This window comes from Lysinibacillus sp. 1 U-2021 (assembly GCF_029916965.1).
GTDB classification, from domain to species: domain Bacteria; phylum Bacillota; class Bacilli; order Bacillales_A; family Planococcaceae; genus Lysinibacillus; species Lysinibacillus capsici.
The window spans coordinates 462,171-484,270 of sequence record NZ_CP123966.1 but is presented as its reverse complement, the minus strand read 5'-3'; the positions used below and the strand labels follow the sequence as shown (position 1 = coordinate 484,270).

Sequence of the window (22,100 nt, the reverse complement as noted above, 5' to 3'; positions counted from 1 at the left end):
TTCATGACACAATTCACTAACAAGCTACAAAAACAAGTAAAAGATTTCCATTTAGCATTTAATCATCCAATTGCAGAAACCCCGAATCCAATGGATTTAGAACGAGCGATTAACCGTTCAGTTTGGACAGGTGAAGAAATTGTTGAATTCCTACATGCTTCTTCGAAAGATGAAAATGAATTTGATTTAGCTTTTAGCCTATTTATTCAAGGGTTAGAGAAAGCATACAAGAAATCTTCAAAAGTAGAATTTATTCAAGATGATGTTGAACGAGTAGTTGCACAAGCAGATGCTTTAACTGATACAGATTATTTTGTAAAAGGATCATTTGTTGAAATTGGAGTAGATGAAGAACCTGTATTTAATATTGTACAAGCAGCTAATATGAGTAAATTATTTACAGCAGAAGATGGTACTAAATTTGCTAAATATCGTGAAGATGGAAAAATTCTTAAATCACCTGATTTCTGGACTCCAGAAGATAAAATCAAAGAAGAAATTCAACGTCAAATTAACAATAGTTTAACTAAGTAAAATCTGTATTGCTTATATGATAATTTGAATTATTTAGTGATATGAATGTCAAATTTGTATCACTAAATTTCAATAAAACATGGATATTATTTAATCTTTAAAAAGTTTTTAACTTAAAAAAATAAATACATAAAATCGCTTGATATTAAAGATACATGTGTTATTATTAAATTAATAAATACATAAATTTTCGGTAAGGGATTAATGTAAAACACTTCCTTACCGAAAATACCTAACTAACGTCAATAGAAATTAATACTTACTCTATTGATAACGTAGACTTCCCTACGTAATACCAATCCATTAAGCGAATAATGGTGAGAAGTGAATCGGATACATATTAAATTAGAAAATACATATAAGCGTTCGAAAATAACGATTATACACTCGGTAATCTCATACGAAAAATTCGCAGTTACAATCTACATAGTACGTGTGAGAAGGAAGAAAAAGTAAAAAAGAAGAATCCTAATCAATATGGCGGTAACAACCTACATAGTACGAACAACAAAATAACTTGAAAGGTGTGATGCTTAAAGGATCAATTAATAAGCAAGAGTTATAATCAAAAAATACCTCTGGCGACTCTCCGTCAGTATGCCGTTTACATATTTAATGTAATGTAGAAGTGCTAGATAAAATTTTAAATACATAATATATCGAATTGATAACATATAAATCTAGTAACACTCGGTAAATATAAAATACTCACAAGTGAATAAATTTCGCTGTCACAACTTACATGTGTACGTGAGTAGAGAGTCATCTTGAATCGCATGTTTATACATTTCGCTAAAGTCACAACTTACATGTGTACGTGAGTAGAGAGTAATCGTCTTGTTTTGTAGAAAGTTTTCACTTTTCGTCACAATCTACATTATACGTGTGAGAAGGAATAGTCACAACTTACACACATATTCAAGAAAGTATAAATAAAACTACCTGTGCAGACTCTCCTGCACTATATCGAGAAGTCTTGGTCAACAAATACATAGAAAACTAATTTTAAATATACCTTTGACACTCGATAAATTTACATATACATAAAAAATGATTAGATATACATAATTTTCGCAGTAACAATTCATATGAGTATGTAAATAGAGAGTGTATGTCCAACTATCCTCTAATTTATCAATACGTGTAACAATTCATATGAGTATGTAAATAGAGAGACATGATAAAAAGGCTCGGATTAAGAAAAACCTGTAACAATTCATATGAGTATGTAAGAGGTTGAATAATTATAAAATTTAGAAGTGCGAATCATAAGCTAACATGAAATTTCTATGTTACTCGCACCAAATAAAAACTAAAAGGTAGGTAATTAAAATGACTAAAAAAGCAACTAAACAAAAAACGATGACTAAAACAATGAGATGCGAAATTAAGTATGATAAAGAATTATATAAGCTATTAAGTGATATCCAATATGAAGTATATCGACTTAAAAACAAAGCAACAACATTAGCATATGACTGGCAAAACTTTTCTTATTCATATAATGAAAGATTTGGAACATACCCGAATTCAAAAGAATTAACAGGTCAAGTATGGATTTCAGGTGACATTAATGCAATATTGAAAGAAGATTATGCCAAAAACGTATATTCTATGACTAGAGAATCAGCAGTAAAAGAAGCGTGCGATAAGTTTAAAAATGACATGCCTCAAATCATGAAAGGTGAAATTTCAATCGCTAGGTATAAACGTGATGGTAGTTTTCCAATTAGAGCAAAACAAATTACATATCTAACTAGAATAAATAGCAAAAAGTATACATGTAAACTAGCACTATTATCACGAGAAGGTGCGAAAGAAAGAGAATTAAAGAATGGTCAGATTGATGTTGAGTTACGTACAGGTAATGGTTCAAATATAATTTTAGATAGATTAATTAGTGGTGAATACAAGTTGTCAGATAGTAAAATTGGAAAAACTAAAAATAAGTTTTATTTACTTGTAGCTTATACTTTTACACCAGATAAAGAAATATTAGATGAAAACAAAATTATGGGAATAGATGTAGGTATAAATGTTCCTGCAACATTGGCAGTGTCTCACGATAATTACTATCGTCAATTTGTAGGAGATGGTAAAGAAATTAGAGACTTTGAGAATCAAGTATTTGCTCGTAAGAGACGTATTCAACAATCACGGAAATGGGCAGGAGATGGAAGCGTAGGTCATGGTATTAAAACTCGTACTAAAGCTTTAGATAAAATTAGTGGTAAAATTGCAAATTTCAAACAAACTAAGAATCATAATTGGTCAAAATTTATTATCGATGAAGCTGTAAAAATGGGTTGTGGAACTATTCAATTAGAAGATTTATCTGGTATTTCAGAAGAAAATACGTTTTTAAAAACTTGGACATTCTATCAATTCAAGCAATACATAACATATAAAGCTGAACAAGTTGGGATTAAGGTTGTAGAAATCGATCCATCACATACATCTGCACGTTGTAATAAATGCGGTCACATACATATGAAGCACAATAAGGATAAATGGAGACCTAATCAAGAAACATTTCATTGTCAAAACTGCAATCATAAAGCTAACTCAGATGTAAATGCAGCTAGAAATATTGCAATGAAGGATATAGAGCAAATTATCAAGGATCAATTGGAAGTACAAAAGAAAGCTAATCAACATGCTTTGAAATACATAGCAGAATAAAATACACGTAGAAATACGTTTAATATATAAAATACATAAGGTTAATAAATAATAAAAGGAGAATTTTGCGTATGAGAAATGTTAAAAATAAAGAATCGCAGATGCATAAAGAGCTGTTTTTAGAGCGTTTAGGATTTAGTAGAGATTCAGAATTACGATATGTGAAGATTTCTGAAGATGGTAAATGGGTAAAAGTTGGAGTTAATGTTGTTCAGGAACATAACGATATTTAATATAATAATTACATAAAATTAAAATATTATAAATAGGAGTGATATTTTGTTGAAATTACAAGACATCGAGGTAGGGAATTCTATTAAAGTAAAGAATTTTAAGGCGTTGGGAACAAAATCTTTATTATTTCTTAATTCACCACTAAAAGAGAAGTATGAGGTATATAGTGTAAATGCAGGTTCAATAAGTGTAATTTTAGAAACTAGGAAAGATGGAAGTCATTCGGGTGGAATTATTTTTGAACAAGATTTACATGCAATTGAATTAGTAAATTAATAAATACATATAAAGGAGAATGATGTTATGGAATCACGAAAACAACGTAAATTAGAAGCTAAACAAAATGGTACTCCGTTCGTACCACAATATAATGGTAATGGTGTACTTTCATATGAAGAATATTATAGTGTAGGAAATGAACGATTCAACAATAAGTTTGTACAGTTTCTAAAGCCTTTAGAAGCACCTCATGAATTATCAGATGGTGTTTTAATCAGCAAAGAAGAAGTTAAGTCAGAAACAGAAAGTATCACAAAAGTTGAAATTATAGATACTCAGGACATTGAAGTTGTTGAAACTGAATTAGTAAAAGACGTATCTAATAGTTTAAAGGATAAGGTTAAGAAAAAGTTCAAGAAATTATTTAATAAATAGTTATGGAGGTAAATATGCAAGTTCAATCATATAGAAATAAGAAAGTAGACCCATCTATCTATATCGTAGACAAATATAAACGAGTTTTAGAGGAATTGAATTTTAGGATAGAAAAGAAGAATAATGAAAGAGCATCTGAAGCAACTAAATCTAAAAAGCTAACGGTAACAAAGTTAGAATCGCAAGCAATAGAAGCTGCGAGTAAACTGTTTGGTAAGGAATTACTTTTACTTGAACATATTCAAAATCAATTAAATAGAAATGATTGTTGGTTAGACGATTTGTCACCATTGAATAACATTTCAATTGAACAACTTGCTATTGCACTATATGTTGGTTATGAAGTTGAATTAACAAGTGAAGAGGTATTGTTTGAAGCTTACAAGGAAAATCTAAAATTACATACTCCAGAAAGTGACGGTGTTTTGGCTGGTATGCTATTCACACTTCAAGAGTTAGGAATTGAAATTGAAGGGATTAATAAATAAAAATACATAATTTAATAAAGAGAGTTGATTTGCGTCTACTCTCATTACTTTACATAAAGGAGAATGTCATTGGGTAAACATGTTGATTTAGTATATAAGGATTTAGTATTTAAAGTGTTAGAAGAGGGTGTAATAAAAGGAGATAGAACTGGTACAGGTACAATTAGTTTATTTGGTAATCAAATTGAAATTGATTTACAGGACGGATTTCCACTACTAACAACTAAACAAGTATATTGGAAAGGTGTAGTAGCTGAGACAATTATGTTCTTAAAAGGAATTACAAATTTGAAATTTTTACTTGATCAGAATGTAGATATTTGGACTCGTGATGCGTATAAGAAATATTTAAAAGAAATGAATGAGCATTCTCACACTCCTACCTTTACATTAGATGAATTTCGTGAAGATGCAAAAGTAAACGGTTATGATTTAGGGAAAATTTACGGTAGTATTTGGCGTGATTTTAATAATGATGGAACTGATCAATTAATGAATGTGATTAACGAAATTAAAGTTAATCCAGATAGTCGTAGATTAAAGGTGTATTCAGCTAATCCCTCTGTTGCTCATACTCAAACATTACCACCATGTCATGATGCATTCCAATTCTATGTAAGAGATGGACATCTTGATTGTTTATTCCAAATGAGAAGTTCAGATGTTTTTCATGGTTGGAGCTTTAATGTTTCTAGTTACTCATTAATTACTCATATTATCGCTGAAATGACAAGTTTAAAAGTTGGAAAATTAATTGGTCAATTGGGCGATACTCATATTTACTCTACTCATTTAGATGCATTGAAAGAACAATGTGGGCGTGATCCTAAAGAATTACCTACATTAAAATTGAGTGAACGTGTTAAACAATTTAGAGATATTGGAGAGATTGATTTTGATGATATCGAATTGTTAAATTACAATCCACATCCAACTATTAAAGCACCACAGGCTTTTTAAATAAAAAAGAGTGAATACAAATTAAGCACTCACTTTAAAAGAACTATGGAAGTGGCACTATCAATCTTAAGGAAGATGCGGTTTAGCCACAATTATATTTTACAATTCACTTACATATATAGTCAATCTTAATTAGGGGGATTCAATGAGTATCAATATCGTTGTAGCAATAAATAAAACGCACTCTATAGGAGTGAAAGGTAAATTACAGTACAGAATTAAGAAAGATTTAGAACGTTTTAAACAATTGACACAGAGTAATGATGGTCATCCAAATATTTGTCTAATGGGTAAGAACACATTTTTAGAATTAAACAAACCATTGTCTAAGCGAGTCAATGTAGTCTTAACTTCAGACAAGAAGATAGCAGTACCGAAAGGTGTAATTGTAGAATCCTCATTTAATAAAGTAATAAATCATTATTTACATAGTGGAAGTCAAGACAAAGATTTATGGATTTGCGGTGGTGAGGGGTTGTTTAAACAAGCGTTACCATATACAGATAAAGTTTATATTACATACATTCATGATGACAAAGTTGGAGATCGGCATTTTCCATATGAGCAAGTAAAACAACAATTTAAGGAAGTACATAGGGAAGAACATGAAGAGAATGGATTTAGGTTTGAGTTTATTAATTATGAGAGAAAGGATGAAGTAAATGACTAATTATAAAGAACAATCGCAATCGAGTTTTATTATTAAAAACGAGGAAGTGACAGAAACTTTACGCAATGCACTATATGATTACTTTACATCTTTATCAGAAGAAAGATTGTTGGAAATAGAAAGCTATATGTCTTGCGATTAATTATTGTAATTAACACTGATGTTGTATTGCGTCAGTGTTTTTTGCTATTATATCTTTATATGTTATTGATATTTAGGAGTGATGAGTTTGAATCGTATCAGATGGTCTCAAGAAGAAAGTGATCTGTTGAAAAAAGTTTACAAGTATAAGACGGCAAATCAATTAGCTGAAATATTTCCCCATTATACAAATACTCAAATATTAAGAAGAGCTAAACGACTAGGATTAAAGAAAGACCCTTTAGTGGCAAAAGAATCTCGTGAACAAAATAAGATAATACAACGACAAGACTTATGGTCAGATGAAGAACTGAAGATATTATCAGAAGTGTATCCGCATGAAGGGGCAATAGGAGTGCAAAAGAAATTAGAAAAAGAAAGAAGTATACAATCTATAATTTCACAAGCCAATAAATATAAAATTTGTAGAACACAAAAAGATTTATTTTGGAATCAACAAGCCGTAGAAATTAATAACGATAGCGTTTTTTCGGTAAAAATTATTTATAAGGGACAGTAGGTGTATGAAGATTGAAAGAATTAAAAGATATAAAAAATGTAGCAATTTATCTTAGACGTTCTAGAGGTGAAGAATCAGAAGATTTAATAAAACATGAACGTAGTTCTATTCAAGTGTGTGAAAAATATGGTTGGAGCTATACCATCTACAAAGAAATAGGTTCTGGTGACTCTATTGAGGCAAGACCGATAATGTGCGAGCTATTAGACGATGTTGGTATAGGATTATATGATGCTGTAGTTGTAACCTATTATGATAGACTTGGTAGGGGGAGTGGAACAGATCAAGATATAATTACAAATGTATTTTTGAATAGTAACACATTGATTATAGAGACTACTCCATTTACTGTTTATAATATGGAAGATGAAGCTTCCGAAGAGATGTTAGCTTTTAAACAATTCATGGCAAGACGAGATTATAAGAACATCAATAAAAAGCTAACTCATGGTAGAAAAATGGCGGTAGAAATGGGGAGATGGGTATTTTCATCGCCTCCTTACGGCTATGATTACGATAGAAAGACTAAGAAGTTAGAAATAAATGATGAACAAGCTAAGGTTTTAAGAATGATTTACGATATGTATTTAAACGAAAATATGTCTAGTAATGATATTGCATGGTCATTAAACAAACAACAAATACCTTCACCTAAAAATACATTGTGGACTGGAGCGACAATATTACAACAATTAAAAGCAGAAGTAACCCTTGGTCACATCGTTTACAACAAAACTAAAGGTAATAGGAAATCAAATTCTACTATAAAAAAGAAATTTGAATATGTGCCTAAAAACGAATGGAAAACTGTATATAATGCCCATCAAGCAATAAAAACTCAGGAAGAACATGAAAGAATTTTAAAGACAATAAAAGAAAATAATACTCATACAAGAAAGAATAATATTAATGTATTATCAGGCGTGGTAAAATGTTACAATTGTAATTCAACTCTACCAATAAGAAAATCAAGTTATGATGGGAGAGACGAAATATCGAATTGTTCTAAATGTAAACAATGCAAAGGTGGTAGAGCTGAATTAGTAATGGACGCTATATATGAATCTGCCGATACTATAAAAATGGCATTAGAGAACATTAAAAATGACCAATTAAAAAATAGAGAGAAAGCAGCATTACTTAAAGAGATAGAAAAGTTAGATGCTAAATTAGATACTCAATATAAAGCGATTGAGAATATTGAGTTATGGTTTGAAGAAGGTAGATATTCTTCGGATAAAGCTAAATCAAAAATCAAAGAAAGAGAAGAGAAAATATATGAGTTAGAAAATATTGTTAGGAAGAAAAGGGAAAAATTTGAGTCATTTTCTAACATGACTAACACTGACAGAATTAAAAGATTAGATGAATTTATTGGGCGCATGAAAAAAAGTAGTGACGAAAACGATAAAGCTAAGCAGAATTCTTACATTAAAAATATTATATCAGAAATAATATGGAAGCGAACCGAATGGGATGAAATAGAGGTAATGGTAAATTTTCTTTAAGGGGATAGACTGTAAAATAGATACTGTATGTTGGAATAAAATACATATGAAAATAAAGGACATATTGTGTAATTAAGAACAATACAATAAAACATTCAATGTGCTTGTTTTTGTTGTATTTACAGCAAGATGAACCTCATCATTCATCACAACAAGCACACCTTTATCACGTGCTTCTTCATCAACAGCAACTCGGACTGCCTCTACTAAATTATAAATCCCATCTGCTCCAAGTTCGTTAGATGAACGCATTGCTCCTGTTAGCACAATCGGAATGGCTAAGTTCGTAGTTAGCTCTAAGAAATAGGCGGTTTCTTCCAATGTATCCGTACCGTGTGTGATGACCACACCGTCAATTGGCTGTGCGTCAATTTGTTCCAAAATCAAGTTACGCAATAAAAGCATCTCTTTCGGTGTAATATGTGGAGAAGGAAGGTTAAAAGCTTCTATTTCGATAATGCTTGCTAATGAAGCCAGTTTATTACTTTCCTTCATTAGAGGATTTTCCTTATTAGGCATGACCGCTCCTTCAGCACTCATCGCCATGGAGATTGTGCCGCCAGTATGAATTAATAAAATTGTTTTTTTCATAAAAAATAAATCTCCTTTTAAAAAGTTTTTTTGTCATTACATGGTATAATAATAGCAGTCTATTGTTGAAAGGAGCCGGCATCATGATCATTTTATTATCTGCTGCCATTGCTCCCGGTCTAGCGCTTTTTAGTTATTTCTATTTGCGCAATCAGATGGCTACGGAGCCAAGAAGAACTTTACTACAAACGTTTTTATACGGCGCATTTTTAACGTTCCCAATCATGTTTTTACAGTATGTATTAACAGAAGAAGGGGTTTTTCGATATCTTTATCTTCAAGACGTACTATTTTCAAGTGTCATTGAAGAATTTTTTAAATGGTTTGTACTATTAATTGCCATCTATAATCATATAGAATTTGATGACCCTTACGATGGTATATTGTATGGGGCAAGCATTTCACTTGGCTTTGCTACGATTGAAAATGTTCTTTATTTACTTTCATTTGGCTTAGACACGGCATTTATGCGAGCCTTATTACCAGTATCGAGTCATGCTTTGTTCGGTGTCGTAATGGGCTATTATTATGGACGGGCTAAGTTTTCGAAACTTGTTAAGACAAAAGAGATGATTGCTATGGCACTTTGTGCACCAGTCGTACTTCACATTCTATACAATACAATATTATCATTCAAAGGTCACTGGGTTTATTTAATGATTCCTTTTATGTTGTTTTTATGGTGGTTTGGCTTGCGCAAAGTGAAGCTTGCACATTATCATCTGGTGCAGCATCTTCACATGCAAAAGAAAATATAAAGCGTAGAAATCGTCAAAGATTTCTACGCTTTATTTCATTTTTATCATGTATAAATTACTCCTTTTGTTTCAAGCTATAAAAAAAAGGAGTGATAAAAGTGCGTTTAGTAAGCATACTTTTTGCTTTGATATTAGGAATTAGTATAATTGCGATTCCTCAAAATGATGCGAATGCATTTAGCGATCAGCAAATTACTCGGGGTGCCTATGGAGATGATGTCGTTGAATTGCAAGCGAGGCTACAATACTTAGGTTTTTATAAGAGTAAAATTGATGGTAAATTTGGCTATAACACATACTGGGCTTTACGTAATTTCCAAGAAAATTATGGGTTACCAGTAGACGGGATTGCAGGCGCTAAGACAAAGAAAGCGTTAACGGGCAATTCAGATTATGATGAAAAATGGGTGAAAGCTCAATTAAATGCAGGAAATCAATTTACTTATTATGGTGGCAAGCCACTTGATCAGCAAGTGAAAAAGAATACTAGTGGTGGCAGTAGCAATAGTAGTGGAAGTAGTAATAATAATGGAACACAGACACAAGTTCCTCCCAAATATACAGAGCGTGATTTGCAGCTAATGGCGAATGCGGTATATGGAGAGGCAAGAGGAGAACCATATGAAGGACAAGTAGCAGTTGCTGCAGTTATTTTAAATCGTTTGGAAAGCCCAGATTTCCCGAATACTATTTCAGGTATCATTTTCCAACCGTTAGCATTTACAGCTGTTGCAGATGGGCAAATTTGGCTTGAGCCAAATGAGCGAGCGAAAGAAGCGGTTATTGATGCCATGAACGGCTGGGACCCTTCTGAAAATGCATTGTATTATTTCAATCCAAAAACTGCAACGAGCAAATGGATTTGGTCACGTCCACAAATTAAACAAATTGGAGAGCATATTTTCTGTTCATAGAAAGGAGGAACCTAGATGAAAACTTGGCTCGTGGTCTTAACGATTGCCGTTATTGGGTTAGGGGCATACAGCATTGATTTACATGGAGATAAAGAAGATTTACAACGTACCGTGCTAGCACAATATACAGATAAGTTAACGGATGCATCTGAAAAACTTTCCCATCTTCAACGCTCAGTATCACAATCCCTGTTGTTTCAAGATGAGCAGGCGATTCACAATGAACTAGATTCGGTTTGGCGTTTAAGCTCAGAAGTTCGTTCTTCAATTGCGAATATTCCAATAGGACAAGAACTATCAAGTGAATGGATGAACTATCTAGGGCGACTTGGCGATGAAGCAAAAAGGACAGCGAAAACAGGGGATTATGAAGCTTGGCGTGAAAAAATGCCCCAGGTTTCAACGAATTTACAATCTCTTTCCGATGAATGGACAGCAGCAACCGTCGATTTCTATAAGCATGATGGGAAAATGGATGTTTGGCTACAGCAAGTAGATAATAAAAATCCAAATAGCCAATTTGATACTGTAAAAGATACATTAAAGGGCTACGGCGAAAAGGATTTCCCGTTAACTTTATCTGAATCTGATTGGCAGAAAAAAATTGAGTTAAAGGCATTACAGGATGCCGTTATTACCGAAAAAGAAGCACTAGAAAAAGTGAAATACTTATTCCCTGTCATTAAAGATGCCACATTTACAGTTACAAAAAGTAGTGATACAGCACCATATCCTTTTTATCATATCCAATTCCACCAAGGGATTCGATTAGGCTATGTTGATTTAACAGAAAAGGGTGGACATTTATTATCCTATTTAGTAGAACGTCCTGTGGATGAAGCCAAGTTATCACAAGAGGAAATCATGAAAAAAGCGCAGGAATATGTGAAGAAATTAGGCATGAAAGATGTAGCCTATGTGGAATCACGCGAAAATCATCAAGCTTGGCATGTGACATTTGCTCGTGTCCATCCTGGAGATAATGCGTTAATCTACGCTGATGGTGTTCAATTGAAAGTGGCGAAAGATACAGGTGAGCTGTTAGGTGCAAATGCAATGGAATATATTCAAGAAGAAAATATTAAAAAGCAAACAGCTAAGCCGATTGATTGGAAAACGTTCTTCCAAGACGATATTCAAGTCCAAGAGGTAAAAAATATCTACACAGATAATGGACAATTTGAGCAACGTCTTTGCTATGAGGTCATTGCATTGCGTGATAGTAATACGCAGGAAACATTTAGAATTGTTATTGATGCGGAAAACCATAATGTATTAAAAGTGGAATATCTAACTTAATCAATGATGCTTCCGCTCTGTATCAACTTGACATGAAAATACTACCAATTTTTATAGCCAAAATAAGCTTCTCATGAGATAATTAAACTATATTTTTCGCACGGGGAGATGCTCATGGAAATAAAAATTGGTACACAATTACAACTTGAACCAACTTATACAGAGCGTTTGGAGAAATTCCGCTGTAAAGTTGTAGAGCAAAAAGATAATATTCTATATATTGATTATCCGGTTAATATGGCAACAAAGAAAACGGCATTTTTAATAGATGGCTCAGAATTTAGAGCAACTTTTCGTACTGAGGATAAGCAATCCTTTGCCTTTAATACAGAGGTAGTTGGCCGTAAAGCAGGTAATATACCAATGATTATGTTGCATTGTCCAACACCAGAGGAGTTTATAAAAATTCAGCGACGAGAATACGTTCGTGTGGAGACACAAGTAGACGTTGCTATTCAGTTGAAGGATTATAAATATCAGCTTGTGACTGTGGATATTAGTGCAGGAGGCCTAGCAGTCATGTTGAAAGGTCAAGTAGCTTTCACTGAGGGTGATGAAGTAAAACTAACCATTGTATTGCCATTTGCCAATGGAGATGTCAAGTATGTCGTTACAGAAGCGCTGATCGTACGTATTTTCGAAAAAGAGGATAAACGCATTGCAACAATCCAACTAACAGATACAGATGATGTCGATCAACAGCATATTGTCCGTTTTTGCTTTGAACGTCAATTAGTCAATCGTCGTAAAGAAATGAACCCTTTTCATGTTTAATTTCTTAATGAATATTTTAATGAAGCCCTCTCCTAGGAGAGGGCTTTTTTGAGGTTATATGATACAATAAGAGGTGCAGAAAGTAGGGAAGAATATGAAGAAAAACATTCAAATTGCGATAGACGGGCCTGCTGGTGCTGGCAAAAGCACAATCGCGAAAATTGTTGCTGAGGCACTTGGCTTTACTTACATTGACACAGGCGCAATGTATCGAGCAGTTACGTATAAAGCGTTGCAACAAAACATACATTTAGATGATGAAGCAAAATTAGCAGAGATGCTTGACGTAAGCACAATTGAATTAAAACCATCACCTCAGGGACAGCTTGTTTTTTTAGATGGTCACAATGTGTCTGCGGAAATACGCTCTAATGAGGTCACTTCATCAGTCTCACAAGTAGCTGCCCATGCGAAGGTTCGTGAGCTATTAGTTGCCCAACAGCAAAAACTTGCAGCTAATGGCGGTGTTGTCATGGATGGCCGCGATATTGCTACACATGTCTTAAAGGATGCAGAACTAAAGATTTTCATGTCTGCAACAGTAGAGGAGCGTGCTAGACGACGCTTGATTGATAATCAAAAAAGAGGCATTGACTCATCTCTTGAAAAACTTCAGGAAGAAATTGCACTACGTGATAAAAAGGATAGTGAGCGTGAAGCATCGCCACTGATTCAAGCTGAAGATGCGATCTTTTTAGATACAACAGCATTGTCTATTGATGATGCAGCACAAGCTATTTTAAAATTAGCAGAAGAAAAAATGCTATAAATCCTAAAATTTCAGACATTTTTTGAATTTAAAGGATTTATTTTTGTCTTTGTCTTCAATATCGAATAAAATAGTAAGGGAAGATGCGAAGGAGGGTTACATATGTCTGAAGAAATGAACTATGCAGAACAAACGTTTAACGAGGGTGATATCGTCAAAGGCATTGCCGCGCAAGTTGATGAAAAGGCAGTATCTGTATCAATTCCAGGTGCACCGTTTGATGGTATTGTACCGATTAGTGAATTATCAAGCTTACACATTGAGAAAGCGTCTGATGTCATCTCAGTTGGAGATGAATTAGAATTGATGATTACAAAGGTTGAAGAAGAAAACTTTGTCCTATCAAAACGTAAAGTGGATGCTCTAAAAGCATGGGATACACTAGAGCAACAATTTGCCGCTGAGGAAATTTTTGAAGCGGAAGTAAAGGATATTGTTAAAGGTGGTCTTGTCGTAGATTTAGGTGTACGTGGCTTTGTACCAGCATCGCTTGTAGAGGACTATTTTGTTGATGATTTTGAAGGCTATAAAGGGCAAACATTAAGCTTTAAAATTGTTGAGCTTGATAAGGATAAGAATCGCCTTATTTTATCTCACCGAGCAGTGGTTGAAGCAGAGAAAGCTTCGCAAAAGAAAAATGTGATTAATCAAATAAAAGCTGGCGATGTATTGGATGGTAAAGTACAGCGTCTCGCGGCATTTGGTGCATTTATCGACCTAGGTGGTATTGATGGTCTTGTACACATCTCGCAAGTATCACATGAGCATGTGAGTGATGTGAGTGAGGTTTTAGCTGAAGGACAAGATGTAAAAGTAAAAGTTCTATCAGTGGACCCAGAAAATGAACGTATTTCTTTATCTATTAAGGAAACTATTCCTGGACCATGGTCTAATATTGAAGAACGTGCCGCGAAAGGCACTATTTTAGACGGTAGAGTGAAGCGACTTACTTCATTCGGTGCATTTGTGGAAGTATTCCCAGGCGTTGAAGGTTTAGTGCATATATCGCAAATTGCGCATAAGCACATTAACACGCCTCATGAAGCATTAAAAGAGGGACAAGAAGTACAGGTGAAGGTCCTTGATGTCAATGCTGACGAAGGTCGTCTAGCCCTTAGTATTAAAGAATTACTAGAAAATCCTGAAGCAGAAGAAGTAATCGACTATGAATTACCTGAAGAGAATACAGGCTTCTCATTTGGTGATGTGATTGGCGATAAACTAAAAAACTTTAAATAATGTATAAAGCGAGGATGCATAATTGTATCCTCGCTATTTTTATGGTTGAAATGGTGGATAGAAGGTTTGAAGGGGAGAGAACTTCAAAAGTGAGGGTGTAGTAATTAAGAAGTGGATAGAAATTTTGAATTGGAGGATACAACTCTAAAAGTAGGGGATAGGATTCTAAAAGTGAAGGATAACAATAAAGAAGCGGATAAAAACTTAGAATTGAAGGATACAACTCTAAAAGTAGGGGATAGAACCTTTAAAGTGTTGGATAGGATTCTAAAAGTGAAGGATAGCAATGAAGAAGCGGATAAAAACTTAGAATCGAAGGATACAACTCTAAAAGTAGCGGATAAAACCTTTAAAGTGGCGGATAGGATTCTAAAAGTGAAGGATAGCAATAAAGAAGTGGATAAAAGCTTTGAATTGAAGGATACAACTCTAAAAGTAGGGGGTAGAACCTTTAAAGTAGCGGATAGAACCTTTAAAGTGTTGGATAGGATTCTAAAAGTGAAGGATAGCAGATAAGAAGCGGATAAAAACTTAGAATCGAAGGATACAACTCTAAAAGTAGGGGGTAGAACCTTTAAAGTAGCGGATAGAATTCTAAAAGTGAAGGATACAAATTAAAGTAAAAGATAGAACACTTAAATTGAAGGATAGTACCTCTAAAAGTAGCGGATAAAACCTTCAAAACACCTAATAGAACTCTCAAAAAAAGGGGTAACACCTTTAATAGCCATACATAGCGTTCTACATTATGGATATGATATGATATAATGGCATTTTTCGTGTATAATAGCGAAAGACAAGAAGTTGGAAGGATGAAGTACAGATGACGAAACCAGTAGTAGCCATCGTAGGTCGTCCGAACGTAGGTAAGTCGACGATTTTTAATCGTATCGTTGGAGAACGCGTTTCGATTGTGGAGGATATCCCAGGCGTAACACGTGACCGTATTTATAGTTCGGCAGAGTGGTTAACACACGATTTTAATATTATTGATACAGGTGGCATTGAAATTGGAGACGAGCCGTTTTTAGAACAAATTCGTCAACAAGCTGAAATTGCCATTGATGAAGCGGACGTAATTATTTTCATGACAAATGGTCGTGAAGGAGTAACGGCAGCAGATGAGCAAGTTGCTAAAATTCTATACAAAACAAAAAAACCAGTTGTATTAGCGGTCAATAAAATTGATAATCCTGATATGCGTGAAATGATTTATGATTTTTATGCACTTGGCTTCGGTGAACCTTGGCCTATTTCAGGTTCCCACGGTTTAGGTTTAGGGGATTTATTGGACGAATGTGCGAAACATTTCCCGAAAGAAGATGAAGAACAATACGGTGATGATGTCATTAAATTCTCTTTAATTGGTCGACCGAATGTTGGAAAATCCTCTTTAGTGAATGCTTTCCTAGGGCAGGAACGTGTTATTGTTAGTAATATTGCAGGGACAACACGTGATGCGATTGATACGCCTTATGCATATGATGGACAGGAATATGTCATTATTGATACGGCGGGTATGCGTAAAAAAGGAAAGATCTATGAAACAACCGAGAAATATTCTGTGCTACGTGCGCTACGTGCTATTGAACGCTCAGACGTTGTTTTAGTAGTGCTGAATGCAGAAGAGGGTATTCAGGAGCAAGATAAAAAAATCGCTGGCTATGCACATGAGGCTGGAAAAGCTGTGATCATTGTTGTGAATAAATGGGATGCCATTGAAAAAGATGAAAAAACAATGAATGTCTTTACACAGCAAATTCGAGAGCATTTCCTATTTTTGGATTATGCCCCAATTATTTTTGTGTCAGCGAATACAAAACAGCGTGTGCATCAAATTTTACCGATTATCCAACGTGTCAGCGAGAATCATGCGATGCGTATTCAGTCCTCTATTTTAAATGAAGTGATTGAGGACTCAGTGGCTCGTAATCCTGCACCGACAGATAAAGGTCGTCGTTTACGTATTTACTATGCTACTCAGGTAGCAATTAAGCCACCAACATTCGTTATTTTTGTGAATGAACCTGAGCTTATGCATTTCTCATACGAACGCTTCTTAGAAAATCGCATTCGCGAAACATTTGACTTTGAAGGGACGCCAATTCGTTTAATTACACGTGCGCGTGCTTAAGGCAATAGCTATAGACATACAATACGCCAACCCGACATTATTGTAGGGTGGCGTCTTTTTACAAGAAAGAACTTATTTATAGACAACCCAACAAAGGGAGGATTTTGTTATGGAAAAAGTTTGTGTGTTAGGGGCAGGCTCATGGGGTACTGCACTGGCAATGGTACTAGCGGAAAATGGACATGATACGCTTGTATGGACACATAGAGCTGAGCAGGCAGAAGAAATCAATCAACTGCATACGAATAAAAAATATTTACCAGAAACCATTCTACCTGTAAATTTACATGCGACGAGTGATATGGCGAAGGTAGCTACTCATGCAGAAACCATTGTTGTGGCTGTTCCAACAAAAGCGATTCGTGAAGTATGCGAGAAACTAACGGCTGAATTAACCAAAAAAGTGTTGTTTGTCCATGTTTCAAAAGGAATTGAGCCTGACTCATTAAAACGAATATCTGAAATTTTAGCAGAGAGCTTACCAGCTATGTATGTGGAAGAAATTGTTGTTCTTTCTGGGCCAAGTCATGCAGAAGAAGTGGTGCTGCATCATCCTACAACGGTTACTGCAGCTTGTGCCAACATTGATGCTGCTGAAAAGGTACAGGATTTATTTATGAATCAGTTCTTCCGCGTCTATACAAATGAGGATATCATTGGTGTGGAAATAGGAGGAGCGTTGAAAAACGTTATCGCTTTAGCGGCAGGTATTACTGATGGCTTAAATTATGGAGACAATGCGAAAGCGGCACTTATTACGCGAGGTCTTGCAGAAATTTCACGGTTAGGTGTAAAAATGGGTGGTAATCCATTTACATTCTCAGGGCTTACAGGTATGGGGGATTTAATTGTAACCTGTACAAGTGTCCACTCGCGAAACTGGCGGGCAGGTAATATGTTAGGGCAAGGTATGAAGCTACAAGAAGTGCTGGATCAAATGGGCATGGTCGTAGAAGGTGTCCGTACCACGAAGGCAGCCTATCAATTAGCAGAGAAATATGATGTCGCCATGCCGATTTCCACAGAGCTCTATAGTGTGCTATTTAATGATGTTGAACCGAAAGTGGCAGTAGATGCCTTAATGATGCGTATGAAAAAACGAGAAATAGACGATATGAAGCATTAATATTAATTTTTTGATTAGACTTGTCATTAAATGGACATAAATAAGGTGTCTCAACCAATCTGTTGAGACGCCTTATTGTGTGCCACTAGTTGAATAGAAATACAAGCTTAAAGAGTTGTCCATTTCTTGATAGTTATGGGACAACTATTTCTTTTTAGCAAAAGCACATAGTATAATATACTTTGATTGTGTCTTGACATTCAAAGAAAGGTGGTTTTTTGAAATGGGCCCGTTAGCTCATATGCCTGCGCTTGATGTAATGTGGGTGTCGTTTTATTGCATCGCATTTATGATTATATCAGTCGGCTTAATTTATTTAGCGCGAAATAAGATTTCAAATGTATTTTTACGAACAGTCGTAAATTTATGTGCATACATACTGTTTGGACTTGGCACATTTTTAATGGTACTTGTAGTTGCCACTTGGCCAGCATAAATAATAATGAGGTGTCAGTAACATGAAAAAACTAAGTGCTTTGCTGTTGGTATTTGCAACCGCCATACTGTTAGTAGGATGTGCGTACCCAGAAGAAGAAAAAAGGGCTAAGGTCACGCCTGATGTCGATCAACTAGCGGCAGTTCAACGTGCTGTGGATGAATACCGTGAAGCAACAGGTGGACTAGTACCAATTAAAAATAGCGAGCTAGATACGGATATCTATATCAAATATTTAATCGATTTTGAAAAACTTATGCCGAAGTATTTGACGACAATTCCTGGAAATGCCTATGAAAAAGGTGGTATATATCAATATATCATTTGGGACCCTGAAAATGAGGCATCGGTCAAATTAGTAGATTTAAACGCGGCAGAGCGTATACGTGAAATAGGTATTCGTAAACTATCTACACAGTATTTACCAATAAAAGGGTCAATTTCAGATAATGTTTATCAGATCAACTATAAAGATTTGGGGTATAAAACAGAGGTAACTGTAAAAAGTCCCTATTCTGGCGTCGAGTTACCGCTTTTCATGACTGGTGATGGTGAATTACATGTAGACTATGCTGTGGATTTAGGCCAGCTTTTAAAAGAGGATAAGCCGAATGTAAAGCCAGGTGATGATATTCGCCAACTGCTTGTCGACAAATTTCCAGTTGTGCCTGCCTATTCTATTCCCTATACAGTGGACGAGAATGGAGAGCCTATCTATGATATGAAAACGTATAATGCGGATGTCAAAAAAGCGAAAGAATTACAAAAACAAGAGGCAGAAGCCGCCGAGAAAAAAGAGAAATAGCAAACAAGCTCCTTACATTTGTGAGGGGCTTTTTCATATTTGTCTACAGGCTCGCATATAGTGAAAAAGCGTAGATAAAGGAGGCAGAAACCTTGAGTGAAGCAGTATTTAGAGAAATTGCAGAGCGCACAAATGGCGATGTTTATATTGGTGTTGTCGGTCCAGTACGTGTAGGTAAATCAACATTTGTAAAAAAGGTAATGGAATCAGTCGTGTTACCAAACATTGTGGATGAAACGGAAAGAATGCGAGCACAAGATGAGTTGCCACAAAGTTCTCCGGGGCCAGTCATTATGACTGCTGAGCCGAAGTTTGTGCCTGCCCAAGCAACCCGTATTGTGGTCGGTGAAGATGAAATGCCATTCCAAATTCGATTAGCAGATTGTGTTGGTTATATTATCGATGGGACAAAAGGCTATGAGGATGAAAATGGACCAAAATTTGTTCATACGCCTTGGCATACGGAGCCAATTCCATTTCAGGAAGCCGCTAAAATTGGCACAGATAAGGTGATTCGCGATCATGCGAATATTGGTATTGTCGTAACGACTGATGGTACAGTGAACGGAATCAGTCGACGAGCAGCAGAGAAGGCAGAAGAGGAAATTGTAGAGCAATTAAAAGACATCGGCAAACCATTTGTCATCTTACTCAATTGCCAAATGCCTGCGAGAGAAGAAACGGTTCAGCTTCGCAATGAATTGTTTGAACGTTACAATGTCCCTGTTATTGCGATGTCCATTGATCAAATGAGAGAAACGGATATTCAATATATTTTACAAGAGGCGTTATTTGAATTCCCAATTCGTACCATTGAGGTGGAAAAACCAGACTGGCTGGATGTATTAGATGCTACACATCCATTAAATGTTGCATTGATTGATTCGATGGAGGAAGTCCTTTCTTCTGTGATGAAAATTCGAGATGTGCAACAGGCGTCAGATGCCTTTAAAGCCATTGACTTTATTGACCAAAGTGAAGTTGTTCATGTAGATGCAGGTGTAGGAACAGCTGTAATTCGGGTATCCCTACAGGGTGAATTGTATAAATCAGTTTGTAATGAATGGCTAGAAGAACCAATTGAAACGAAAAAAGATTGGTTACTCTTTATCAAAGAGGCGGCAGAGGCAAAAGAGGCCCAAAAGCGATTTAAAAGTGCTATTCACGATGCTGATACGACAGGCTATGGCGTGACATTGCCAATGATGCAGGAATTTGAGCCAACAGCCCCAGAGCTCATTAAACAGAATAATTTCTTCGGCGTACGAATGAAGGCAAAAGCGCCATCCTATCATATTATCAGAGTGGATATGGAGTCAGAATTTGCACCGTTAATTGGCTCAGAGTTCCATAGTCAGCAACTTCTAAAAGATTTAAATCATGCTTATTTACATGATCGTGATGCCTTATGGAATACACAATTATTTGGTACACCATTGCATGAAGTATTAAAAGAGGGTATTCGCTATAAAATGGATGCAGTTCCACCTACTGCCAAAAAACGTATGCGTCAGACGATTGAACGTATGGTTAACGAAGGAGATCGTGGTTTAGTAACATTTATTTTATAGTGATAAAATTCAGAAAAAATGCAAAAAATATACGCAGGGCTTTTCGTTTTTATGCGAAAAGTCCTTTTATTTTTGTTTTTTGGGTGAAAAACTGATTTTTTGGTTATAATCATGTATGAATACAGTTGCGTAGCGGTTTTCTATGTGTTACTCTTTTTACAGAATTGGTTCATGACCCTTTGAGAGGAGGTGAATGGTGTGAATAAAACAGAATTAGTAAACTCTGTTGCTGAAGCTGCAGGTCTTTCTAAAAAAGACGCTTCTAAAGCAGTTGAAGCTGTATTTGATACAATTCAAGATGCTCTTGCAAAGGGTGACAAAGTACAATTAATTGGTTTTGGTAACTTTGAAGTACGTGAACGTGCGGCTCGTAAAGGTCGTAACCCACAAACTGGTAAAGAAATCGAAATCGCTGCTAGCAAGGTGCCTGCTTTCAAACCAGGTAAAGCGCTTAAAGACGCGGTAAAATAATACACGTCTAGTAGTTACATAGAGCAGTCTTCATGTTAACGAACATGAAGGCTGCTCTTTTTAACTTCAAATTTGAATTTTACATAATAATATACAGTGATTTGCTTATCTAGAAGCGAATTTCTGATGAATCAGGTAAGTCATTTTGCGCTTACCTTTTGGATGTGCTACGATGCATAGGGAAATGTGTAATGTTTTGATATGCAGGAGGGTTTTTTGATGTCGAATATTGATTTATTAAAAATAGAAGAAGCGGTAAAAATGATTTTAGAAGCAGTAGGTGAAGATGTAAATCGTGAAGGTTTATTGGATACGCCGAAGCGTGTAGCAAAAATGTATGCCGAAATGTTCAGCGGCTTGCATGAGGATGCTAAAGATTATTTTAAAACGGTATTTCATGAGGATCATGAGGAACTAGTGCTTGTCAAAGATATACCTTTTTATTCGATGTGTGAGCATCATCTAGTACCTTTCTATGGCAAAGCACATGTTGCATACATACCAAATGACGGCGTTGTTGCTGGACTGAGTAAGTTAGGCCGTGCAGTGGAGACGATTGCCCGCAGACCACAACTACAAGAGCGTATTACCTCTTCAGTAGCAGACACAATTATGGAGATGCTTTCGCCAAAAGGTGTCTATGTTGTGATCGAGGCTGAGCATATGTGTATGACAATGCGTGGATTAAAAAAACCTGGTTCTAAAACGGTGACATCTGTTGCACGCGGTATTTATGAGGAAGATGAAGTGAAACGTAGAGAAGTACTATCATTTATTCAAATGTCTTAAATTGCGTGTCTAATTATGTTATGATGAACTAAG

Annotated in this window: 25 protein-coding genes and 1 pseudogene; 25 read left to right on the top strand and 1 reads right to left on the bottom strand. The window is 35.2% G+C overall.

From position 1 onward, the window contains the following. Nucleotides 1–3 precede the first annotated feature (3 nt). The 11 genes from QH639_RS02585 to QH639_RS02535 all read left to right on the top strand — a co-directional run bounded on the left by QH639_RS02585 (nt 4) and on the right by QH639_RS02535 (nt 8,391). A complete protein-coding gene (locus tag QH639_RS02585) occupies nt 4–534 on the top strand; it encodes a pyrophosphohydrolase domain-containing protein (protein WP_281115632.1) in 531 nt (176 codons plus the stop codon). Nucleotides 535–1,866: 1,332 nt separating this feature from the next. Next, entirely contained in the window at nt 1,867–3,216 is a 1,350-nt protein-coding gene (locus tag QH639_RS02580) for an RNA-guided endonuclease InsQ/TnpB family protein (protein ID WP_281115631.1), read from the top strand. A gap of 71 nt (nt 3,217–3,287) precedes the next feature. Next, a complete protein-coding gene (locus tag QH639_RS02575; RefSeq protein ID WP_281115630.1) occupies nt 3,288–3,449 on the top strand; it encodes a hypothetical protein in 162 nt (53 codons plus the stop codon). Between the two features lie 49 nt (nt 3,450–3,498). After that, nucleotides 3,499–3,726: a hypothetical protein gene (locus QH639_RS02570; RefSeq protein WP_281115629.1), complete on the top strand. Its 228-nt coding sequence runs from the start codon at nt 3,499–3,501 to the stop codon at nt 3,724–3,726. 27 nt (nt 3,727–3,753) lie between these two features. Next, a complete protein-coding gene (locus tag QH639_RS02565; protein WP_281115628.1) occupies nt 3,754–4,104 on the top strand; it encodes a hypothetical protein in 351 nt (116 codons plus the stop codon). A gap of 14 nt (nt 4,105–4,118) precedes the next feature. Next, the gene (locus tag QH639_RS02560) at nt 4,119–4,592 is read left to right on the top strand and encodes a hypothetical protein (RefSeq protein ID WP_281115627.1); all 474 of its coding nucleotides are present in this window, start codon (nt 4,119–4,121) and stop codon (nt 4,590–4,592) included. 69 nt (nt 4,593–4,661) lie between these two features. Continuing rightward, nucleotides 4,662–5,552, top strand: coding sequence for a thymidylate synthase (gene thyA / locus QH639_RS02555; protein ID WP_281115626.1), 891 nt, complete (start codon nt 4,662–4,664; stop codon nt 5,550–5,552). A gap of 145 nt (nt 5,553–5,697) precedes the next feature. Then, complete coding sequence (locus tag QH639_RS02550) at nt 5,698–6,222, top strand: dihydrofolate reductase (protein ID WP_281115625.1); 525 nt, start codon at nt 5,698–5,700, stop codon at nt 6,220–6,222. Then, nucleotides 6,215–6,364: a hypothetical protein gene (locus tag QH639_RS02545; RefSeq protein WP_281115624.1), complete on the top strand. Its 150-nt coding sequence runs from the start codon at nt 6,215–6,217 to the stop codon at nt 6,362–6,364. The genes QH639_RS02550 and QH639_RS02545 overlap by 8 nt, the downstream gene beginning before the upstream one ends. An 87-nt stretch (nt 6,365–6,451) precedes the next feature. Beyond that, nucleotides 6,452–6,883: a hypothetical protein gene (locus QH639_RS02540; RefSeq protein ID WP_281115623.1), complete on the top strand. Its 432-nt coding sequence runs from the start codon at nt 6,452–6,454 to the stop codon at nt 6,881–6,883. A gap of 11 nt (nt 6,884–6,894) precedes the next feature. Then, nucleotides 6,895–8,391 (top strand): recombinase family protein, encoded by a 1,497-nt coding sequence (locus QH639_RS02535; RefSeq protein WP_281115622.1) that lies wholly within the window; start codon nt 6,895–6,897, stop codon nt 8,389–8,391. 90 nt (nt 8,392–8,481) lie between these two features. Here QH639_RS02535 and QH639_RS02530 read toward each other — a convergent pair. Continuing rightward, nucleotides 8,482–8,982 (bottom strand): annotated as a pseudogene (locus tag QH639_RS02530) (asparaginase); the annotation flags it as partial. Between the two features lie 83 nt (nt 8,983–9,065). On the opposite strand from QH639_RS02530, the gene prsW reads away from it, so the two are divergent. From prsW to folE, 14 genes are all read left to right on the top strand, one after another. Then, nucleotides 9,066–9,740, top strand: coding sequence for a glutamic-type intramembrane protease PrsW (prsW, locus tag QH639_RS02525; protein ID WP_004232588.1), 675 nt, complete (start codon nt 9,066–9,068; stop codon nt 9,738–9,740). A gap of 98 nt (nt 9,741–9,838) precedes the next feature. Continuing rightward, complete coding sequence (sleB, locus tag QH639_RS02520) at nt 9,839–10,654, top strand: spore cortex-lytic enzyme (RefSeq protein WP_259419194.1); 816 nt, start codon at nt 9,839–9,841, stop codon at nt 10,652–10,654. Nucleotides 10,655–10,669: 15 nt separating this feature from the next. Further along, nucleotides 10,670–11,953: a PepSY1/2 domain-containing protein gene (locus QH639_RS02515; RefSeq protein WP_281115621.1), complete on the top strand. Its 1,284-nt coding sequence runs from the start codon at nt 10,670–10,672 to the stop codon at nt 11,951–11,953. Nucleotides 11,954–12,067: 114 nt separating this feature from the next. After that, on the top strand, nt 12,068–12,727 hold the full coding sequence (locus QH639_RS02510) for a flagellar brake protein (RefSeq protein WP_237900035.1): 660 nt from the start codon (nt 12,068–12,070) through the stop codon (nt 12,725–12,727). A 94-nt stretch (nt 12,728–12,821) separates the two neighbouring features. Continuing rightward, nucleotides 12,822–13,496, top strand: coding sequence for a (d)CMP kinase (cmk, locus tag QH639_RS02505; protein ID WP_237900045.1), 675 nt, complete (start codon nt 12,822–12,824; stop codon nt 13,494–13,496). 102 nt (nt 13,497–13,598) lie between these two features. Beyond that, nucleotides 13,599–14,735 carry a 30S ribosomal protein S1 gene (gene rpsA, locus QH639_RS02500; RefSeq protein WP_237900047.1) on the top strand — a complete coding sequence of 379 codons (1,137 nt, stop codon included), beginning with the start codon at nt 13,599–13,601 and terminating at the stop codon, nt 14,733–14,735. A gap of 111 nt (nt 14,736–14,846) precedes the next feature. Next, nucleotides 14,847–15,251, top strand: a complete 405-nt coding sequence (locus tag QH639_RS02495; RefSeq protein ID WP_281115620.1) for a hypothetical protein — start codon at nt 14,847–14,849, stop codon at nt 15,249–15,251. Between the two features lie 307 nt (nt 15,252–15,558). Continuing rightward, nucleotides 15,559–16,869, top strand: coding sequence for a ribosome biogenesis GTPase Der (gene der / locus QH639_RS02490; RefSeq protein WP_004232601.1), 1,311 nt, complete (start codon nt 15,559–15,561; stop codon nt 16,867–16,869). A gap of 109 nt (nt 16,870–16,978) precedes the next feature. Beyond that, complete coding sequence (locus QH639_RS02485) at nt 16,979–17,995, top strand: NAD(P)H-dependent glycerol-3-phosphate dehydrogenase (RefSeq protein WP_237900051.1); 1,017 nt, start codon at nt 16,979–16,981, stop codon at nt 17,993–17,995. A 223-nt stretch (nt 17,996–18,218) separates the two neighbouring features. Then, nucleotides 18,219–18,431: a DUF2768 domain-containing protein gene (locus QH639_RS02480; RefSeq protein ID WP_004232605.1), complete on the top strand. Its 213-nt coding sequence runs from the start codon at nt 18,219–18,221 to the stop codon at nt 18,429–18,431. A 22-nt stretch (nt 18,432–18,453) separates the two neighbouring features. Next, nucleotides 18,454–19,236, top strand: coding sequence for a hypothetical protein (locus QH639_RS02475; RefSeq protein WP_054550706.1), 783 nt, complete (start codon nt 18,454–18,456; stop codon nt 19,234–19,236). A 92-nt stretch (nt 19,237–19,328) separates the two neighbouring features. Then, on the top strand, nt 19,329–20,807 hold the full coding sequence (spoIVA, locus tag QH639_RS02470; protein WP_016993351.1) for a stage IV sporulation protein A: 1,479 nt from the start codon (nt 19,329–19,331) through the stop codon (nt 20,805–20,807). Nucleotides 20,808–21,005: 198 nt separating this feature from the next. Beyond that, nucleotides 21,006–21,278, top strand: coding sequence for an HU family DNA-binding protein (locus QH639_RS02465; RefSeq protein ID WP_004232618.1), 273 nt, complete (start codon nt 21,006–21,008; stop codon nt 21,276–21,278). Nucleotides 21,279–21,497: 219 nt separating this feature from the next. Beyond that, entirely contained in the window at nt 21,498–22,067 is a 570-nt protein-coding gene (folE, locus tag QH639_RS02460) for a GTP cyclohydrolase I FolE (protein ID WP_009370809.1), read from the top strand. Nucleotides 22,068–22,100 lie beyond the last annotated feature (33 nt).

What these genes read in the sequence shown, in the direction of transcription:
- QH639_RS02585 (WP_281115632.1), top strand. Translation starts at nt 4, where the DNA reads ATGACACAATTCACTAACAAGCTACAAAAACAAGTAAAAGATTTCCAT.
- QH639_RS02580 (WP_281115631.1), top strand. Translation starts at nt 1,867, where the DNA reads ATGACTAAAAAAGCAACTAAACAAAAAACGATGACTAAAACAATGAGA.
- QH639_RS02575 (WP_281115630.1), top strand. Translation starts at nt 3,288, where the DNA reads ATGAGAAATGTTAAAAATAAAGAATCGCAGATGCATAAAGAGCTGTTT.
- QH639_RS02565 (WP_281115628.1), top strand. Translation starts at nt 3,754, where the DNA reads ATGGAATCACGAAAACAACGTAAATTAGAAGCTAAACAAAATGGTACT.
- QH639_RS02560 (WP_281115627.1), top strand. Translation starts at nt 4,119, where the DNA reads ATGCAAGTTCAATCATATAGAAATAAGAAAGTAGACCCATCTATCTAT.
- QH639_RS02550 (WP_281115625.1), top strand. Translation starts at nt 5,698, where the DNA reads ATGAGTATCAATATCGTTGTAGCAATAAATAAAACGCACTCTATAGGA.
- QH639_RS02545 (WP_281115624.1), top strand. Translation starts at nt 6,215, where the DNA reads ATGACTAATTATAAAGAACAATCGCAATCGAGTTTTATTATTAAAAAC.
- prsW (WP_004232588.1), top strand. Translation starts at nt 9,066, where the DNA reads ATGATCATTTTATTATCTGCTGCCATTGCTCCCGGTCTAGCGCTTTTT.
- QH639_RS02515 (WP_281115621.1), top strand. Translation starts at nt 10,670, where the DNA reads ATGAAAACTTGGCTCGTGGTCTTAACGATTGCCGTTATTGGGTTAGGG.
- QH639_RS02510 (WP_237900035.1), top strand. Translation starts at nt 12,068, where the DNA reads ATGGAAATAAAAATTGGTACACAATTACAACTTGAACCAACTTATACA.
- cmk (WP_237900045.1), top strand. Translation starts at nt 12,822, where the DNA reads ATGAAGAAAAACATTCAAATTGCGATAGACGGGCCTGCTGGTGCTGGC.
- rpsA (WP_237900047.1), top strand. Translation starts at nt 13,599, where the DNA reads ATGTCTGAAGAAATGAACTATGCAGAACAAACGTTTAACGAGGGTGAT.
- der (WP_004232601.1), top strand. Translation starts at nt 15,559, where the DNA reads ATGACGAAACCAGTAGTAGCCATCGTAGGTCGTCCGAACGTAGGTAAG.
- QH639_RS02485 (WP_237900051.1), top strand. Translation starts at nt 16,979, where the DNA reads ATGGAAAAAGTTTGTGTGTTAGGGGCAGGCTCATGGGGTACTGCACTG.
- QH639_RS02480 (WP_004232605.1), top strand. Translation starts at nt 18,219, where the DNA reads ATGGGCCCGTTAGCTCATATGCCTGCGCTTGATGTAATGTGGGTGTCG.
- QH639_RS02475 (WP_054550706.1), top strand. Translation starts at nt 18,454, where the DNA reads ATGAAAAAACTAAGTGCTTTGCTGTTGGTATTTGCAACCGCCATACTG.
- folE (WP_009370809.1), top strand. Translation starts at nt 21,498, where the DNA reads ATGTCGAATATTGATTTATTAAAAATAGAAGAAGCGGTAAAAATGATT.